Raw genomic sequence first — 16,497 nt, forward strand, 5'->3', positions numbered from 1 at the left:
ATCCGACGCCCAGGCTGCGGAAAAGTTGGCGAGCAGACGCAAAAGCCCCCATTTCGTGCCGAAATGAGGGGCTTTTGCGTCTGCTCGCGCCACTAACGCGCGCGCCGTACGCGCGGGTGCGCCGTGCTCACCCGAGCCCGTCCAGCCCGGCGTCCACGACGTCGAAGGCGTTGCCGAGCGCGTCCGGCAACGGGACCGACTCGTCGCTCAGCCAGCACTGGTAGGCGCTCAACGCCACCCCCAGCATCGTCCAGGCCACGGTCTGCGGCAGCAGGTCGGTGGTCTTGGTTGCCGTCCGGCGCGCCACGAACCCGGCTATCACGTCTCGCCAGCCCGCATACATCGTCATCGAATACGCTTGCAGCTCAGCGGTTTCCAGGATCACCCGCATGCGCTGCCGGTGGCGTGCGGTTTCGCACTCGTCGAAGGTGTTGAAGTCCAGCAGGGCCGCGCGCAACGCCTCGCGCAGCGGTACCTGCGGGTCGACGTTGTCGAGCAGTTCGCGTAGCTGGCCGAGATAGTTGTCGAATTCACCCCACGGGATCGCATTCTTGGACGCGTAGTAGCGGAACAGCGTGCGCCGCGAGATGCCGGCGGCCTGCGCGACGTCGTCCACGCTGACGTCGGCGAAGCCGCGGGCGGCGAACAGGTCGATGGCGACGTCGGCGATGTGCAGCGGGGTCGTCGAGCGACGCCGGCCGACGCGCGACTCGTGCAGCATCACATCCGCCCTTCCATTACGGCACTCGATGCCATATTGTGACCAGAACCACTCGGCATTGTCGAGACCCCCTCACGAAAGGCCACCCGCATGGACAACGAGAACCAGACCGAGACCGAGCTCGTCACCGAGACCCTCGTCGAAGAGGTCTCCATCGACGGCATGTGCGGGGTCTACTGACCGTGCCGGCGCCCGCGCAGGCCGGGCAGCTTGACGTAGGCGTGTTCGACCCCGACCGCGGCTGGCGTCTGCATCCGCAGGTGGCGGTTCGGCCGGAACCCTTTGGGGCGCTGTTGTATCACTTCGGCACCCGCAAGCTGTCGTTCCTGAAGAACCGCACCATCCTCACCGTGGTGCAGTCGCTGGCCGACCATTCCGACGTCCGCTCGGCGCTGCACGCTGCCGGCGTCGACGCCGCCGACCAAGGGCCGTATCTGCACGCGTTGTGTGTGCTGGCCGATTCGAAGATGCTGCTGCCGCAGGAGGACCAATGACCGCGCCCGCGAAGGTGCCCAGGCTCATCGAGCAGTTCGAACGCGGACTGGATGCGCCGATCTGTCTGACCTGGGAGTTGACCTACGCCTGCAACCTGGCGTGTGTGCACTGCCTGTCGTCGTCGGGCAAGCGTGACCCCCGGGAGTTGTCCACCCGCCAGTGCAAGGACATCATCGACGAGCTCGAACGCATGCAGGTGTTCTACGTGAACATCGGCGGCGGGGAACCCACTGTGCGCGCGGACTTTTGGGAGCTGGTGGACTACGCCACCGCACACCACGTCGGGGTGAAGTTCTCCACCAACGGCGTGCGCATCACACCCGAGGTCGCCGCGCGACTGGCAGCCAGCGACTACGTCGACGTCCAGATCTCGCTGGACGGCGCGACCGCCGAGGTCAACGACGCCGTCCGCGGTCCCGGCTCCTTCGACATGGCGGTTCGTGCGCTGCAGAACCTCGCCGACGCGGGCTTCCGGGACGCCAAGATCTCGGTGGTGGTCACCCGGCACAATGTCGACCAGCTCGACGAATTCGCCGCGCTGGCAAGCCGTTACGGCGCGACGCTGCGCATCACCCGTCTCCGGCCGTCCGGGCGCGGCGCCGACGTCTGGGAGGAGCTGCACCCCACCGCCGCCCAGCAGGTCCAGCTGTACGACTGGCTGGTCGCCCACGGCGAGCGGGTGCTCACCGGTGACTCGTTCTTCCACCTGGCGCCGCTCGGCCAGTCCGGGGCACTGGCCGGGCTCAACATGTGCGGCGCCGGCCGAGTGGTCTGCCTGATCGACCCGGTGGGCGACGTCTACGCGTGCCCGTTCGCCATCCACGACCGGTTCTTGGCCGGGAACGTGTTGAGCGACGATGGTTTCCAGAACGTGTGGCAGAACGCGCCCCTGTTCCGCGAGCTACGCGAGCCCCAGTCGGCGGGAGCCTGCGGCAGTTGTGGCCACTATGACAGCTGCCGAGGCGGCTGCATGGCGGCCAAGTTCTTCACCGGCCTGCCGTTGGACGGCCCGGATCCCGAATGCGTCCAGGGTTACGGTGCGCCGGCCCTGGCCACCGAGCGCGAGACGCCGCGGCCCCGCGTCGACCATTCGCGCGGCAAACGGATCGGCACTCCGGTGCCGCTCACTCTCTCGATGCGGCCGCCGAGCAGATTCTGTAACGAAAGTCCCGTATAGCTATGGCAGACCAATGGTTTGAAACTGTCGCTATTGCCCAACAACGCGCTAAGCGCAGACTGCCGAAATCGGTCTATTCGTCTCTGATTTCGGCCAGTGAAAAAGGCGTGACGGTTGCCGACAATGTCGCGGCGTTCAGCGAACTCGGTTTTGCGCCCCACGTGGTCGGCGCCAGCGAAAAGCGCGATCTGTCGACGACTGTTATGGGACAGGACATTTCCCTGCCGGTGCTGATTTCGCCCACCGGTGTCCAGGCCGTCGACCCGGACGGGGAGGTGGCCGTGGCACGGGCCGCGGCCGCGCGTGGCACCGCGATGGGGCTGTCGTCGTTCGCCAGCAAGCCCATCGAAGAGGTTATCGCCGCCAACCCGAAGATTTTCTTCCAGATCTATTGGCTCGGCGGGCGCGACGCGATCGCCGAGCGGGCCGAGCGGGCACGGCAAGCCGGTGCCGTCGGCCTGATCGTCACCACCGACTGGACGTTCTCGCACGGACGGGATTGGGGCAGCCCCAAGATCCCCGAAGAAATGAACCTCAAGACCATGCTGCGCATGTCGCCGGAGGCGATCACCAAGCCGCGCTGGCTGTGGAAGTTCGGCAAGACACTGCGGCCGCCGGATCTACGGGTGCCCAACCAGGGCCGACGCGGCGAGCCGGGCCCGCCGTTCTTCAACGCCTACGGCGAGTGGATGGGCACCCCCCCGCCGACCTGGGAAGACATCGCCTGGCTGCGTGAACTGTGGGGCGGACCGTTCATGCTCAAGGGCGTGATGCGCGTCGACGACGCCAAAAGGGCTGTCGACGCAGGTGTTTCGGCGATCTCGGTGTCCAATCACGGCGGCAACAACCTGGACGGCACACCGGCGTCCATCCGGGCCCTGCCGGCCGTGGCGGCCGCCGTCGGCGACCAGGTCGAAGTGCTGCTAGACGGAGGTATCCGGCGGGGTAGCGACGTCGTCAAAGCCGTGGCGCTGGGGGCGCGGGCGGTGATGATCGGGCGTGCCTACCTGTGGGGTCTGGCCGCGGCCGGCCAAGCAGGTGTGGAAAACGTGCTGGACATCCTGCACGGTGGCATCGACTCCGCGCTGATGGGTCTCGGGCATTCGTCGATCCACGACCTCACCGCGGACGACATTCTGATTCCCGACGGGTTCACCCGGGAGTTGGGCGCGCGTTAGGGCAACGGCGATTTCGGGTAACGCTCCCTGTACCACAGAGTTGGTTGTCCCGGAAGAGCTTTAAATGTCGCTACCCACAAAGCTGATACGGACGTGGCAGTCGTGGCTTACGAGCACGGATTTTGTCCGTCGGTCGAGATGGCGGAAAAAAAATTCGGTAGATAGGGCAACAATTGGTGCACGCCAGGTTAATTCGTCCTACCATCGGCGAGTGCCAATGCTCGGCGAACTGGGGAGTGCAACGTCGCAGCAACTCTCAATATCCACCCCGCCGTCAATTTTGATCCCGTTGGGATCCACCGAACAGCACGGCCCGCACCTTCCGCTGGACACCGACACCCGCATCGCGGCGGCTGTCGCGCGTGCTGCCGCGGAGCGTCTCGACTGGCTGGTGGCCCCCCCGATCGCCTACGGCGCCAGCGGCGAGCACCAGAGTTTCCCCGGCACCATCTCGATCGGCATCGAAGCCCTGACGATGCTGCTGGTGGAGTACGGCCGGTCGGCCACCTGCTGGGCGCATCGACTGGTGTTCGTCAACGGCCACGGCGGTAACGTCGATGCACTGCGCCGCGCGCTGCGGGTGCTGCGATCCGAGGGCCGCGACGCCGGCTGGTGCCCCTGTGTGACGACCGGCGGCGACGCGCACGCCGGGCACACCGAAACATCGGTGTTGCTGCACATCTCACCGGACGAGGTCCGCACCGACCGGGTGGTGACCGGCAACGAGGCGCCGCTGGGCGAGTTGCTGCCGTCGATGCGGCGGGGTGGGGTTGCGGCGGTGAGCCGGATCGGCGTGCTGGGGGACCCGACCACTGCGACCGCCGTCGAGGGAAAAAGGATCTTCGCCGAGATGGTCGACGACGCCGAGCGTCGCCTCGTCCGGTGGATGCCCGGGCCCGACGGGATGTTGACGTGACCGCGACCAGGCTGCCGGACGGGTTTGCCGTGCAGGTCGATCGCCGCGTGCGGGTGCTCGGCGACGGCAGAGCCCTGCTCGGCGGGTCGCCGACCCGGTTGCTGCGATTGGCGCCGGCCGCCCAGAGCATGCTGTCCGACGGACGCCTCAAGGTCAGCGACGAAGTCAGCGCCCAGTTGGCCCGTACCCTGCTCGACGCCACGGTGGCGCATCCGCGCCCGGCATCGGGACCGTCGCATCGTGACGTCACTATCGTTATACCGGTGCGCGACAACGTGATCGGGGTGCGCCGACTGGTGACCTCGCTACGTGGGCTGCGCGTCATCGTCGTCGACGACGGTTCGTCGCGTCCGGTCGAGGTGGAGGATTTCGCCGGCTCCCACTGCGACATCGAAGTGCTGCATCACGTTCGCAGCAAGGGTCCGGCGGCCGCCCGCAACACCGGCCTGGCCGCCTGCGGCACCGACTTCGTCGCGTTCCTGGATTCCGACGTGGCGCCCAGGCGCGGATGGCTGGAAGCTTTGCTGGGCCACTTCTGCGATCCCACCGTCGCACTGGTCGCTCCCCGCATTGTCGGGCTGGCGCAGACCGAGAACGTGATAGCCAGGTACGAGGCGGTGCATTCGTCGCTGGACCTCGGTCTGCGGGAGGCGCCGGTATTGCCGCACAGCACGGTCTCCTATGTTCCCAGCGCCGCGATCGTGTGCCGCACGTCGGCAATCCGGGAGGTCGGCGGTTTCGACGAGACGATGCACTCGGGTGAAGACGTCGACCTGTGCTGGCGGCTGGTGGAAGCCGGTGCCCGGCTGCGGTACGAGCCGATCGCCCAGGTCGCCCATGACCACCGGACCGAACTGCGGGACTGGATCGCGCGCAAGGCCTTCTACGGCGGTTCGGCGGCTCCGCTGTCGGTGCGGCACCCCGACAAGACCGCGCCGGTGGTGATTTCCGGTTGGGCGTTGATGGCCTGGATCCTGATGTCACTCGGTACCGGCATCGCGCGACTGGCCTCGGTGGTGATCGCGGTGTTGACCGGCCGGCGGATCGCCCGGGCCATGCGCAGCGCCGAGACGACATTTTGGGACGTGATCGTGGTCGCCACCCGGGGCCTGTGGTCGGCCGCCCTGCAGTTGGCATCCGCGCTGTGCCGGCACTATTGGCCGGTCGCGCTGGTTGCGGCGATCCTGTCGCGGCACTGCAGACGGGTGGTGGTGGTGGCGGCGATATTGGATGGTGTGGCGGACTGGCTTCGCCGCCGCGACGCCGTCGAGGACGACGCCGAACCGATCGGGTTGCTGACGTTCCTGTTGCTCAAGCGTGTCGACGATCTGGCTTACGGGATCGGCCTGTGGTGCGGGGTGGTGCGCGAACGCAACCTGGGCGCGCTCAAGCCGCAGATTCGGACGTAACCGCCACCTTGACCGCAGCCGCTCGGCACAGCGACGTGTTGATCGTGGGCGCCGGAAGTGCCGGTTCTGTTGTCGCCGAACGTCTTTCCGCTGATTCCGGCTGTTCGGTGCGGGTGCTGGAGGCCGGCCCCGGACTCGACGACGCCGACGCGGCGTCCCGGACCCGCAACGGTCTGCAATTGCCGATCGGCGTGCACAGCCCGCTGGCCGAGCGCTATCTGACCACCCTGACCGATCACCCGGTGCGCCAGATCCCGATCGTGCGGGGGACGACGGTGGGCGGCTCCGGGGCGGTCAACGGCGGCTACTTCTGCCGCGCGCTGCCCGGCGATTTCGACGAACTCGGCATTCCCGGTTGGGCGTGGTCCGACGTGCTCGCGCACTTTCGGGCCATCGAGACCGACCTCGACTTCGACACGCCCGCGCACGGCGGCAGCGGACCCATCCCGGTACAACGGACCTCCGAAATGACCGGCGCCAGCGAAACCTTCGTCACCGAGACCCGTCGCGCCGGGTACTCCTGGCTTCCGGATCTCAACGACGTCGGGCCGCGGCTGCCGTCGGGCGTGGGCGCGGTACCCCTGAACATCGTCGACGGCGTCCGGACCGGTTCGGGAGCCGCGTTTCTGATACCCGCGCTGGGACGTCCCAACCTGACGCTACAGGCGCACACGCGTGCGGTCGGTGTGCGTTTCTCCGGGGCGACGGCGGTGGGGGTCGACGCCGTCGGGCCCGATGGCCCCATCGCGTTCAGCGCGGATCGAATCGTGTTGTGCGCAGGCGCGATTCGGTCAGCGCAACTGCTGATGCTCTCGGGCATAGGGGAGGAGGCGGTGCTGCGCGCTGCCGGCGTGGGTGTGCGCGCGAAGCTGCCGGTCGGGATGCGCTGCAGTGACCACCCGGAATGGGTGATGCCGACCAGTTGGGATGTGGCAGTGGATCGTCCGGTCCTGGAGGTGGTGTTGAGCACTGCCGACGGCATCGAGATCCGTCCTTACACAGGTGGTTTCGTGGCGATGACCGGAGACGGCACCGCCGGGCACCGCGACTGGCCGCACATCGGTGTGGCGCTCATGCGTCCCCGGGCGCGTGGACGTGTCACGCTGGTGTCGCCGGATCCCGACGTGCCGCCGCGCATCCGGCATCGCTACGACAGCGAGCCGGCCGACGTTTCGGCGTTGCGTGCCGGCAGCGAGCTGGCTCGCGAATTGTTCGGCGCGGCAACGCATATCGGTCCTGATGTGTGGTCGACATCGCAGCACCTGTGCGGCAGCGCACCGATGGGGGCCGATGGTGACCCGCACGCGGTCGTCGACAACCGCTGTCGGGTAACAGGTTTGGACAACCTCTGGGTGATCGACGGTTCGGTGCTGCCGGTGGTACCCAGCCGCGGTCCGCACGCGACGATAGTGATGCTGGCGCACCGTGCGGCCGAATTCGTTGCCTGAGATCAGGCGGACGCCGACTGTTCGGAAGCATCCCATCGCGGGCCCGGCGACAACGCCGTCGTCGGCGTCGCGCGGGCGGCCAGCGGGGCCGGCAATGCAGACAACGCGGCCGTCGAACCGCCCACCTCCACAACCTCTTCGGGGCCAGTCGGTAGCGGCGGGATCGGTTGACGTTTCACCGACCCCACCGATCCCGCCGCTACTGCCGACCCCGGCGAAACCACCGGCGTAGCCGCCGATGCTGTCGCAGAGCCCCCCGGCCCCAACGGTCCTGAAGTGAGTGCCACCGTCTGCGCGGCGGCAGGCGCCACAGCGGCGCCCTGGCTGAGCACCGAGTGTCCCATTGTCGGTTGGGGCACCGCGGCTTCGGCCTGAATGCTCGAGTTGTTCGCGGCCTCGCTGAGGCCATACTGCTGCCCGCCGAGACTCATCAGCTGCACGAACTGGTTGTGAAACTGGCTCGCTTGCGCGCTGAGTGCCTGGAAAGCCTCGGCGTGGGCCCCGAACAGCGTCGCGATCTCCGCCGACACGGCATCCGCGCCCGCGGGGATCAACACCCCTGTTGTCGGGGCCAACGCCGTCGTGCCGGCATCGCTGATCGCTGCACCGATATTCGCCAAATCCGTTGCCGCCGCGGCAACGTACTCCGGCGCAGCGATCACATACGACATTCCGCTTCCCCCAGCTTGCCTAGATAGAGTCCGCGTGCCCGGTTACGAACCATGCCCCCGATCGATGGTAACGGGGTGGGAAGGTCCGCCGTGGCGTTTTGCCGAAATGCGTCAGCGCCGCCCGGCGAGCATCCGCCGGATCGGGCGCAGCTGACGACCGTCCCGCCCGGGCGCCCAGAGACCGATCAGGACCGCGAAGATCCCCACGATGACGGCCAGCACGGTCGTGGAGGCGTGCATCGAGGTCAGGAACGCCGTCTTGCTCAGGACGGCCAGCCGGTCCCCCGGTGGTCCCATGCGGTCGGCGATCTCCATGGCTTTGGCCAGCGAGTCGGCGGCCGGGCCACGGACGGACGCAGGGAAGTCGGACAGTGCCGTGCCCAGCTCGTGCGTGTAGCGACCGGCCAGAATCGAGCCGGCGACCGCGATTCCCAGCGCACCGCCCATCTCACGCGCGCTGTCGTTCACGGCCGAGGCAACTCCCTGCTTCGCATCCGGTACCGCGGCCATGATCGCCGAAGTCGTCGGCGCCGTGCACAAGCCGATGCCTGACGCGAGAATCAATGTCGGCCAAGCGAACTCGAGATAGGTCGAGTGCAACCCGATGCCGTGCATGCATGCGAAGCCGACAGCCATCAACAGCGTGCCGGAGAACAGCACCACGCGCAGGCCCAGCCGAGGCACATACCAGAAGGAGGTGGCCGACAGGATCCCCAACGGGATCATGAACGGGCCGAGCGCAATTGCCGTCATCAGCGGCGAGTAGCCCATGATCTGCTGCACGTACTGCATGGCCAGATAGAAGAAGCCGAAGGTGGCGCCGAACAGGACGATGATCGCCGCGACGCCGGTGGTGAAGGCGGGATTGCCGAACAGTCGAACGTCCAAGAGCGGCTGGCGTTTCCGGTATTCGACGAATCCGAAGATCCCGATCACGACAGCGCCGGCGACCAGACCGCCCCACACCATCGAGTCGCTCCAGCCCCGGGTGGGCGCTTCCAGAATGGCGAACACCGAGATCGCCATCGCCGAGCCGATCAGGCCGGCGCCGAGCCAGTCCACCCGGGGGGCAGCGCGGTCGCGTGACGGTGCGACCGTGCAGGCCATCGCGAAGATGACCGCGCCGGAGGCTCCCAGTGCCCAGAAGATCGCATGCCAGTCCCAGAACCGCAGGATCACACCAGAGCCGAGCATGCCCAGTACGCCGCCGGAGCCCGCGGTGCCCGCCCAGATACCGACGGCCTTGATGCGCTGCTCCTTCGGATAGGCCACGGTCAGCAATGACAACGTCGCCGGCATCACCAATGCGGCCCCGACGCCGGCGAGCGCGCGGCCGGTGATGATCTGGCTCGGGGAATGCAGCAGCGCCGGCGCAATCGACGCCAGGGAAAAGATCGTCAACCCGGTCAGCAGCGCGCCGCGCCTGCCGTAGCGGTCGCCGATGGCGCCCGCGGGCAGGAGCAGACAGGCCAACGCCAGGGTGTAGCCGTCGACTATCCAGGTGAGCTGGGTCTGGGAAGCGGAGGTGGCCACCGCCAGATCGCCCAACGCAGTATTCAGCGCGGTCATCGACGCGACCACCAGTGACACTGCGACGCAGGCCACGACCAGTGTCCACGTCCGGGCGCGGGAACTGCTGCCGACGTCTGGGGTCTCAGTACGCTGATCGGGTGGGAGCAGGGTCTCATCAGGTCGTACCAGTGTTTCGACCATGGTGCTGCGCCTCCTTTCGGGGGCGAGGTAGTGTCCGAGACTAACGGTCTCGTGCATAGACGGTGAGGCCCGAGCCGAAACAGGGAGGTGCATCACTATCGACGGGGGGAGTGACACAGATCCCCGCCCGGCGCGGTCCAGGGCCCGGTTGCTGGAGGCCGCTGCCGCGCTGTTGCGGTCCGGGGGTCCCAGCGCGGTGACGATCGATGCGGTCACCCGCGCGGCAAACGTGGCGCGGGCCACCCTGTATCGGCACTTTCCGAGCGGAAATGATTTGCTGGCAGCGACTTTCAGCAGCCTGATCCCGGCGGCGCCGATGCCGCCGGCGGAAGGTTCGCTGCGGGACCGGCTGATAGCCCTGTTGCTGGCGCAGGCCGAGGTGATCGCCGAAGCTCCCGCCGCGCTGACGGCCACCGCGTGGCTGGCTTTGGGGTCCGATCTGCAGGAGTTGCCAGAACCGCGTCGGGGTCAGGCCGCCGAGAGCGCGATGAGCACGCTGCGCGAGCGCATCGCGCAGCAGTACGCGGCGCCGTTCGACGTGATCTTCGACAGTCCCGAGGCGGCGGCCGAGCTGGGCGAGGTGGACCGGTCCCGGGCGATTGCGCTGCTGATCGGACCGCTGGCACTGGGTCGGCTGTCCACGCTGCCCGACTTCGACTACCGCGAGACGGTGCAGGCGGCCGTCGACGGCTTCCTGCACGTGCAGCGCGCCCAGGCGCATGGCGCTTCTGGCGCGAGCAGACGCAGAATCGCCCTATCGCGGCCCAATTTGGGCGATTCTGCGTCTGCTCGCGGCGAGGGCGGGGACACGCGCGTAGGCTCGGATAAGCCCAGCTAGGGTCGGTTCTGACCCGGTGTGTGGGGCCTCGTTCGGGCGGACGGACCGGGATTTGGCCGAGCGCTGATCTTCAGGCATACTGTTCAGGTTGCCCAGCGCCAGGTTTGCGCCTGGCCGGGCATACGACCAGCGCCCACCAGGGGCGCGTCCGGTCCCATCCTTGGAGCGCGACTATTTCGGTCGCCTACGAGGCTGCGTGCGGGTGACACACCCGAGCGCGGGGAGCGGGTGGACCACGACAGGTAAACAGCGGCGCAGTATCCGGCGCAACGCTAGGCCGGCCCGTGAACGGGCAGGCACTTGCGCGCCGGAGGGCATCAGGTCCGGTGACGGACTCGAGTGTGAAGAAGAGGTAGGGAGAAGCGTGGCGGGACAGAAGATCCGCATCAGGCTTAAGGCCTACGACCATGAGGCTATTGACGCGTCGGCGCGCAAGATCGTCGAGACCGTCGTACGCACCGGTGCCAGCGTCGTAGGCCCGGTGCCGCTGCCGACCGAGAAGAACGTGTACTGCGTCATCCGCTCTCCGCACAAGTACAAGGACTCGCGGGAGCACTTCGAGATGCGTACTCACAAGCGGTTGATCGACATCCTCGACCCGACGCCGAAGACCGTCGACGCGCTGATGCGCATCGACCTGCCGGCCAGTGTCGACGTCAACATCCAGTAGGAGATCCAGTCAAATGGCGAGAAAAGGCATTCTGGGTACCAAGCTGGGCATGACGCAGGTATTCGACGAGAACAACAGAGTCGTGCCCGTCACGGTCGTCAAGGCCGGGCCGAATGTGGTGACCCGCATCCGTACTCCCGAGCAGGACGGCTACAGCGCGGTGCAGCTGGCTTACGGCGAGATCAGCCCGCGCAAGGTCAACAAGCCGGTGACCGGTCAGTACGCGGCGGCGGGTGTCAACCCGCGCCGGCACCTGGCCGAACTGCGCCTGGACGACCCGCAGGCCGCGGCTGAGTACCAGGTCGGCCAGGAGCTGACGGCGGAGATCTTCGCCGACGGCGCCTACGTCGACGTGACCGGTACCTCCAAGGGCAAGGGGTTCGCCGGCACCATGAAGCGGCACGGCTTCCGCGGCCAGGGCGCCAGCCACGGTGCCCAGGCGGTGCACCGTCGCCCGGGCTCGATCGGCGGATGTGCCACCCCGGCAAGGGTTTTCAAGGGCACCCGGATGGCCGGCCGGATGGGCAACGACCGGGTCACCGTGCAGAACCTGGTGGTGCACAAGGTCGACGCCGAGAACGGCGTGCTGTTGATCAAGGGCGCGGTTCCCGGCCGCACCGGCGGACTCGTCGTGGTCCGCACCGCGATCAAGCGAGGTGAGAAGTAATGGCCGCCAAGACGGTAAGTACCCAGAAGGGCGCCAGCGGGCTGAAAATCGACGTCAAGACGCCGGACGGCAAGACCGACGGCTCCATCGAGCTGCCGGCCGAGCTGTTCGACGCACCGGCCAACATCGCGCTGATGCACCAGGTCGTCACCGCCCAGCGTGCGGCGGCCCGCCAGGGCACGCACGCGACGAAGACCCGCGGCGACGTCAGCGGCGGTGGCCGTAAGCCGTACCGCCAGAAGGGAACCGGTCGCGCCCGGCAGGGTTCGACGCGTGCCCCGCAGTTCACCGGCGGTGGCACCGTGCACGGTCCGCAGCCGCGCGACTACAGCCAGCGCACGCCCAAGAAGATGATCGCCGCCGCGCTGCGCGGGGCGCTGTCGGACCGGGCGCGCAACGGGCGCATCCACGCGGTGACCGAAATCGTCAGCGGGCAAACGCCTTCGACGAAGAGCGCCAAGGCTTTTCTGGCCACGCTGACCGACCGCAAGCAGGTGCTGGTGGTCGTCGGCCGCAGCGACGAAGCCGGCGTGAAGAGCGTGCGCAACCTGCCGGGCGTGCACATCCTGCCGCCCGACCAGCTCAACACCTACGACGTGTTGCGGGCCGACGACGTGGTGTTCAGCGTCGAGGCCCTCAACGCCTACATCAACGCCCACCAGGGCACCGCCAGCACCGAGGAGGTATCGGCGTAGATGGCGACCATCGCTGACCCCCGCGACATCATTTTGGCGCCGGTCATCTCCGAGAAGTCCTACGGGCTGCTCGACGACAACGTGTACACCTTCGTGGTGCACCCCGATTCGAACAAGACGCAGATCAAGATCGCTGTCGAGAAGATCTTCGCCGTCAAGGTCGCATCGGTGAACACCGCGAATCGGCAGGGCAAGCGCAAGCGCACCCGGACCGGCTACGGCAAGCGCAAGAGCACCAAGCGCGCGATCGTGACCCTGGCACCGGGCAGCAAGCCGATCGACTTGTTCGGAGCACCGGCGTAGCCCGGGCGCAGAAAGAGCTGATTAGACATGGCAATTCGCAAGTACAAGCCGACGACCCCGGGCCGCCGCGGCGCGAGCGTGTCGGACTTCTCCGAGATCACCCGGACGACGCCGGAGAAGTCGCTGGTTCGTCCGCTGCACGGTCGCGGCGGACGTAACGCGCACGGCCGCATCACCACCCGCCACAAGGGTGGCGGCCACAAGCGTGCCTACCGGGTGATCGACTTCCGCCGTAACGACAAGGACGGGGTCAACGCCAAGGTCGCGCACATCGAGTACGACCCGAACCGCACCGCCCGCATCGCACTGCTGCACTACCTGGACGGCGAGAAGCGCTACATCATTGCGCCGAACGGGCTTTCGCAGGGCGACGTCGTCGAGTCGGGCGCCAACGCCGACATCAAGCCCGGCAACAACCTGCCGCTGCGTAACATCCCAGCCGGCACCCTGGTGCACGCGGTGGAGCTGCGTCCCGGTGGTGGCGCCAAGCTGGCGCGCTCGGCCGGGTCGAGCATCCAGTTGCTCGGCAAGGAAGCGACCTACGCCTCGCTGCGTATGCCCAGCGGTGAGATCCGCCGCGTCGACGTGCGCTGCCGCGCCACGGTCGGCGAGGTCGGCAACGCCGAGCAGGCGAACATCAACTGGGGCAAGGCCGGCCGGATGCGCTGGAAGGGCAAGCGTCCGTCGGTCCGTGGTGTCGTGATGAACCCGGTCGACCACCCGCACGGTGGTGGTGAGGGTAAGACCTCCGGTGGCCGTCACCCGGTGAGCCCGTGGGGCAAGCCCGAAGGCCGCACCCGCAACCCGAACAAAGCCAGCAACAAGCTCATTGTCCGACGCCGGCGCACCGGCAAGAAGCACGGCCGGTAGGAGTAACCAACCATGCCACGCAGCCTCAAGAAGGGTCCGTTCGTCGACGACCATCTGCTCAAGAAGGTCGACGTGCAGAACGAGAAGAACACCAAGCAGGTCATCAAGACCTGGTCGCGCCGGTCGACCATCATCCCGGACTTCATCGGGCACACTTTCGCGGTGCACGACGGCCGCAAGCACGTCCCGGTGTTCGTCACCGAGTCGATGGTGGGTCACAAGCTCGGTGAGTTCGCCCCGACCCGCACCTTCAAGGGACACATCAAGGACGACCGGAAGAGCAAACGGCGATGAGTACCACCACCACTGAATATCCCTCGGCGACCGCCAAAGCGCGGTTCGTGCGGGTGTCGCCGCGGAAGGCACGCCGGGTCATCGACCTGGTACGCGGCCGGTCGGTGACCGACGCACTCGACATCCTGCGCTGGGCGCCGCAGGCCGCCAGCGAGCCGGTCGCCAAGGTGATCGCCAGCGCAGCGGCCAACGCGCAGAACAACAATGGACTGGATCCGGCCACCCTGGTGGTCGCCACGGTGTACGCCGACGAGGGCCCGACGGCCAAGCGCATCCGCCCGCGCGCGCAGGGCCGCGCGTTCCGGATCCGCCGGCGCACCAGTCACATCACGGTGATCGTGGAGAGCCGTCCCAGCAAGGACGAGCGGTCGTCGAAGTCGTCGCGCGCGCGTCGCGCCGAGGGCAGCAAGGCCGCCGCGAAGGCACCCGCCAAGAAGGCACCCGCCAAGAAGGCGGACACCAAGGCACCGGCAAAGAAGGCCGCTACCAAGGCCGAACCGAAAACGTCTGAGGCTGCCGAAGCGAAGGGAGGCTCAGACTAGTGGGCCAGAAGATCAATCCGCACGGCTTCCGGCTGGGTATCACCACCGACTGGAAGTCGCGTTGGTACGCCGACAAGCAGTACGCCGAATACGTCAAGGAAGACGTCGCGATCCGGCGGCTGCTGTCGACCGGCCTGGAGCGCGCCGGCATCGCCGACGTGGAGATCGAGCGGACCCGCGACCGGGTCCGGGTGGACATCCACACCGCGCGTCCGGGCATCGTGATCGGCCGCCGCGGCACCGAGGCCGACCGCATCCGCGCCGACCTGGAGAAGCTGACCGGCAAGCAGGTTCAGCTCAACATCCTCGAGGTGAAAAACCCTGAGTCGCAAGCACAATTGGTGGCCCAGGGCGTTGCCGAGCAGCTGAGCAACCGGGTCGCGTTCCGCCGTGCGATGCGTAAGGCGATCCAGTCGGCCATGCGGCAGCCCAACGTCAAGGGCATCCGGGTGCAGTGCTCGGGCCGCCTCGGCGGCGCGGAGATGAGCCGCTCGGAGTTCTACCGCGAGGGTCGGGTGCCGCTGCACACGCTGCGCGCGGACATCGACTACGGCCTCTACGAGGCCAAGACCACCTTCGGCCGGATCGGCGTGAAGGTGTGGATCTACAAGGGCGACATCGTCGGCGGCAAGCGTGAACTCGCGGCTGCCGCCCCCGCCGGTGCCGACCGTCCGCGTCGCGAGCGTCCCTCGGGCACCCGTCCGCGACGCAGTGGCGCGTCGGGCACCACGGCCACCGGCACCGACGCCGGCCGGGCCGCCGGCGGCGACGACACGGCGTCCGCAGAAGCCGCAGCGCCGGTAGAGGCGCAGAGCACGGAGAGCTGAATCATGTTGATTCCCCGCAAGGTCAAGCACCGCAAGCAGCACCACCCCCGCCAGCGCGGCATCGCCAGCGGCGGCACGTCGGTGAACTTCGGCGACTATGGCATCCAGGCGCTCGAGCACGCCTACGTCACCAACCGGCAGATCGAGTCCGCTCGTATCGCCATCAACCGGCACATCAAGCGTGGCGGCAAGGTGTGGATCAACATCTTCCCCGACCGTCCGCTGACCAAGAAGCCCGCCGAGACCCGGATGGGTTCCGGTAAGGGTTCGCCGGAGTGGTGGGTGGTCAACGTCAAGCCGGGCCGGGTGCTGTTCGAGCTGAGTTACCCCAACGAGCAGACCGCGCGCGCGGCGCTCACCCGGGCGATCCACAAGTTGCCGATCAAGGCACGCATCGTCACCCGAGAGGATCAGTTCTGATGGCAGTGGGAATTTCGCCTGGTGAACTGCGTGAGCTCACCGACGAAGAACTGAACGAGCGTGTTCGGGAGTCCAAGGAAGAGCTGTTCAACCTGCGCTTCCAGATGGCCACCGGGCAGCTCACCAACAACCGCCGGCTCTGTACGGTGCGTCAGGAAATCGCGCGGGTCTACACGGTGCTGCGTGAACGAGAACTGGGTCTGGCTTCCGGGCCTGACGGATCCGACGAGAAGGAATCGTGATGGCAGAGGCTAAGACTCCCGCGAAGGCGGCTCCGAAGAAGGCGGCTCCCACCAAGGCGGCGGCTCCGAAGGACGCCGCGCCGAAGGAGAAGGGCCCCAAGAACACTCCGGCCACCCCGAAGCCGCGCGGGCGTCGCAAGACCCGCATCGGCTACGTGGTGAGCGACAAGATGCAGAAGACCATTGTCGTCGAGCTGGAAGACCGGGTTCGGCACCCGTTGTACGGCAAGATCATTCGCACCACCAAGAAGGTCAAGGCGCACGACGAGAACAGCATCGCCGGGATCGGTGACCGGGTCTCGCTGATGGAGACGCGTCCGCTGTCGGCGACCAAGCGCTGGCGGCTCGTCGAGATCCTGGAGAAGGCCAAGTAGCTTTCCTCGCGTACCCTGCGTACCCTG

Annotated in this window: 21 protein-coding genes and 1 pseudogene; 19 read left to right on the top strand and 3 right to left on the bottom strand. The window is 67.5% G+C overall.

The features are described from left to right. Window positions 1–127: 127 nt before the first annotated feature. Window positions 128–721 (bottom strand): mycofactocin system transcriptional regulator MftR, encoded by a 594-nt coding sequence (mftR, locus tag AC5Y46_RS22075; RefSeq protein ID WP_499944404.1) that lies wholly within the window; start codon window positions 719–721, stop codon window positions 128–130. A 90-nt stretch (window positions 722–811) separates the two neighbouring features. On the opposite strand from mftR, the gene mftA reads away from it, so the two are divergent. From mftA to mftG, 7 genes are all read left to right on the top strand, one after another. Continuing rightward, a complete protein-coding gene (gene mftA / locus AC5Y46_RS22080; RefSeq protein ID WP_036352637.1) occupies window positions 812–901 on the top strand; it encodes a mycofactocin precursor MftA in 90 nt (29 codons plus the stop codon). Further along, a complete protein-coding gene (mftB, locus tag AC5Y46_RS22085; protein ID WP_499993050.1) occupies window positions 886–1,215 on the top strand; it encodes a mycofactocin biosynthesis chaperone MftB in 330 nt (109 codons plus the stop codon). The genes mftA and mftB overlap by 16 nt, the downstream gene beginning before the upstream one ends. Then, the gene (gene mftC, locus AC5Y46_RS22090; protein WP_499993051.1) at window positions 1,212–2,393 is read left to right on the top strand and encodes a mycofactocin radical SAM maturase; all 1,182 of its coding nucleotides are present in this window, start codon (window positions 1,212–1,214) and stop codon (window positions 2,391–2,393) included. The genes mftB and mftC overlap by 4 nt, the downstream gene beginning before the upstream one ends. A gap of 2 nt (window positions 2,394–2,395) precedes the next feature. Continuing rightward, complete coding sequence (gene mftD / locus AC5Y46_RS22095) at window positions 2,396–3,571, top strand: pre-mycofactocin synthase MftD (protein ID WP_499993052.1); 1,176 nt, start codon at window positions 2,396–2,398, stop codon at window positions 3,569–3,571. Window positions 3,572–3,788: 217 nt separating this feature from the next. Continuing rightward, window positions 3,789–4,487 carry a mycofactocin biosynthesis peptidyl-dipeptidase MftE gene (mftE, locus tag AC5Y46_RS22100; protein ID WP_499993064.1) on the top strand — a complete coding sequence of 233 codons (699 nt, stop codon included), beginning with the start codon at window positions 3,789–3,791 and terminating at the stop codon, window positions 4,485–4,487. Further along, window positions 4,484–5,896, top strand: coding sequence for a mycofactocin biosynthesis glycosyltransferase MftF (mftF, locus tag AC5Y46_RS22105; RefSeq protein ID WP_499993053.1), 1,413 nt, complete (start codon window positions 4,484–4,486; stop codon window positions 5,894–5,896). Before mftE ends, mftF begins: the two co-directional genes overlap by 4 nt. Window positions 5,897–5,904: 8 nt before the next feature. Beyond that, on the top strand, window positions 5,905–7,344 hold the full coding sequence (mftG, locus tag AC5Y46_RS22110) for a mycofactocin dehydrogenase MftG (RefSeq protein ID WP_499993055.1): 1,440 nt from the start codon (window positions 5,905–5,907) through the stop codon (window positions 7,342–7,344). A 2-nt stretch (window positions 7,345–7,346) separates the two neighbouring features. Here mftG and AC5Y46_RS22115 read toward each other — a convergent pair whose 3' ends face one another. Together AC5Y46_RS22115 and AC5Y46_RS22120 are read right to left on the bottom strand one after the other, a co-directional pair. Next, window positions 7,347–8,015: a PE family protein gene (locus AC5Y46_RS22115; RefSeq protein WP_499944410.1), complete on the bottom strand. Its 669-nt coding sequence runs from the start codon at window positions 8,013–8,015 to the stop codon at window positions 7,347–7,349. Between the two features lie 111 nt (window positions 8,016–8,126). After that, window positions 8,127–9,728, bottom strand: coding sequence for an MFS transporter (locus AC5Y46_RS22120; protein WP_499944411.1), 1,602 nt, complete (start codon window positions 9,726–9,728; stop codon window positions 8,127–8,129). A gap of 151 nt (window positions 9,729–9,879) precedes the next feature. On the opposite strand from AC5Y46_RS22120, the pseudogene AC5Y46_RS22125 reads away from it, so the two are divergent. The 12 genes and pseudogenes from AC5Y46_RS22125 to rpsQ all read left to right on the top strand — a co-directional run. Beyond that, window positions 9,880–10,455 (top strand): annotated as a pseudogene (locus AC5Y46_RS22125) (TetR/AcrR family transcriptional regulator); the annotation flags it as partial. A gap of 475 nt (window positions 10,456–10,930) precedes the next feature. Next, window positions 10,931–11,236, top strand: a complete 306-nt coding sequence (gene rpsJ, locus AC5Y46_RS22130) for a 30S ribosomal protein S10 (protein WP_003873519.1) — start codon at window positions 10,931–10,933, stop codon at window positions 11,234–11,236. A 13-nt stretch (window positions 11,237–11,249) separates the two neighbouring features. Continuing rightward, window positions 11,250–11,903 (top strand): 50S ribosomal protein L3, encoded by a 654-nt coding sequence (gene rplC / locus AC5Y46_RS22135; RefSeq protein ID WP_499944412.1) that lies wholly within the window; start codon window positions 11,250–11,252, stop codon window positions 11,901–11,903. Then, complete coding sequence (rplD, locus tag AC5Y46_RS22140) at window positions 11,903–12,598, top strand: 50S ribosomal protein L4 (protein WP_499944413.1); 696 nt, start codon at window positions 11,903–11,905, stop codon at window positions 12,596–12,598. Before rplC ends, rplD begins: the two co-directional genes overlap by 1 nt. Beyond that, the gene (gene rplW, locus AC5Y46_RS22145) at window positions 12,599–12,901 is read left to right on the top strand and encodes a 50S ribosomal protein L23 (RefSeq protein ID WP_068033882.1); all 303 of its coding nucleotides are present in this window, start codon (window positions 12,599–12,601) and stop codon (window positions 12,899–12,901) included. Window positions 12,902–12,928: 27 nt separating this feature from the next. Continuing rightward, a complete protein-coding gene (gene rplB, locus AC5Y46_RS22150; protein WP_499944414.1) occupies window positions 12,929–13,771 on the top strand; it encodes a 50S ribosomal protein L2 in 843 nt (280 codons plus the stop codon). 12 nt (window positions 13,772–13,783) lie between these two features. After that, window positions 13,784–14,065, top strand: a complete 282-nt coding sequence (gene rpsS, locus AC5Y46_RS22155; protein WP_011739061.1) for a 30S ribosomal protein S19 — start codon at window positions 13,784–13,786, stop codon at window positions 14,063–14,065. Next, window positions 14,062–14,607: a 50S ribosomal protein L22 gene (rplV, locus tag AC5Y46_RS22160; RefSeq protein ID WP_499944415.1), complete on the top strand. Its 546-nt coding sequence runs from the start codon at window positions 14,062–14,064 to the stop codon at window positions 14,605–14,607. The genes rpsS and rplV overlap by 4 nt, the downstream gene beginning before the upstream one ends. Further along, window positions 14,607–15,434 (top strand): 30S ribosomal protein S3, encoded by an 828-nt coding sequence (rpsC, locus tag AC5Y46_RS22165; protein WP_499944416.1) that lies wholly within the window; start codon window positions 14,607–14,609, stop codon window positions 15,432–15,434. The genes rplV and rpsC overlap by 1 nt, the downstream gene beginning before the upstream one ends. A gap of 3 nt (window positions 15,435–15,437) precedes the next feature. Beyond that, a complete protein-coding gene (gene rplP / locus AC5Y46_RS22170) occupies window positions 15,438–15,854 on the top strand; it encodes a 50S ribosomal protein L16 (RefSeq protein WP_499944417.1) in 417 nt (138 codons plus the stop codon). Next, complete coding sequence (rpmC, locus tag AC5Y46_RS22175) at window positions 15,854–16,096, top strand: 50S ribosomal protein L29 (protein ID WP_499944418.1); 243 nt, start codon at window positions 15,854–15,856, stop codon at window positions 16,094–16,096. Before rplP ends, rpmC begins: the two co-directional genes overlap by 1 nt. After that, complete coding sequence (gene rpsQ, locus AC5Y46_RS22180) at window positions 16,093–16,470, top strand: 30S ribosomal protein S17 (protein ID WP_499944419.1); 378 nt, start codon at window positions 16,093–16,095, stop codon at window positions 16,468–16,470. Before rpmC ends, rpsQ begins: the two co-directional genes overlap by 4 nt. The last annotated feature ends 27 nt before the right edge of the window (window positions 16,471–16,497 follow it).

The sequence above is a fragment of the Mycobacterium sp. NGS59 genome (assembly GCF_059812345.1).

Coding starts and splice junctions, on each gene's coding strand:
- rplW (WP_068033882.1), top strand. CDS start 12,599: ATGGCGACCATCGCTGACCCCCGCGACATCATTTTGGCGCCGGTCATC.
- rplD (WP_499944413.1), top strand. CDS start 11,903: ATGGCCGCCAAGACGGTAAGTACCCAGAAGGGCGCCAGCGGGCTGAAA.
- rplV (WP_499944415.1), top strand. CDS start 14,062: ATGAGTACCACCACCACTGAATATCCCTCGGCGACCGCCAAAGCGCGG.
- rpsS (WP_011739061.1), top strand. CDS start 13,784: ATGCCACGCAGCCTCAAGAAGGGTCCGTTCGTCGACGACCATCTGCTC.
- AC5Y46_RS22120 (WP_499944411.1), bottom strand. CDS start 9,728: ATGGTCGAAACACTGGTACGACCTGATGAGACCCTGCTCCCACCCGAT.
- rplP (WP_499944417.1), top strand. CDS start 15,438: ATGTTGATTCCCCGCAAGGTCAAGCACCGCAAGCAGCACCACCCCCGC.
- AC5Y46_RS22115 (WP_499944410.1), bottom strand. CDS start 8,015: ATGTCGTATGTGATCGCTGCGCCGGAGTACGTTGCCGCGGCGGCAACG.
- mftR (WP_499944404.1), bottom strand. CDS start 721: ATGCTGCACGAGTCGCGCGTCGGCCGGCGTCGCTCGACGACCCCGCTG.
- rplC (WP_499944412.1), top strand. CDS start 11,250: ATGGCGAGAAAAGGCATTCTGGGTACCAAGCTGGGCATGACGCAGGTA.
- mftC (WP_499993051.1), top strand. CDS start 1,212: ATGACCGCGCCCGCGAAGGTGCCCAGGCTCATCGAGCAGTTCGAACGC.
- mftE (WP_499993064.1), top strand. CDS start 3,789: ATGCTCGGCGAACTGGGGAGTGCAACGTCGCAGCAACTCTCAATATCC.
- mftD (WP_499993052.1), top strand. CDS start 2,396: ATGGCAGACCAATGGTTTGAAACTGTCGCTATTGCCCAACAACGCGCT.
- rplB (WP_499944414.1), top strand. CDS start 12,929: ATGGCAATTCGCAAGTACAAGCCGACGACCCCGGGCCGCCGCGGCGCG.
- rpmC (WP_499944418.1), top strand. CDS start 15,854: ATGGCAGTGGGAATTTCGCCTGGTGAACTGCGTGAGCTCACCGACGAA.
- mftA (WP_036352637.1), top strand. CDS start 812: ATGGACAACGAGAACCAGACCGAGACCGAGCTCGTCACCGAGACCCTC.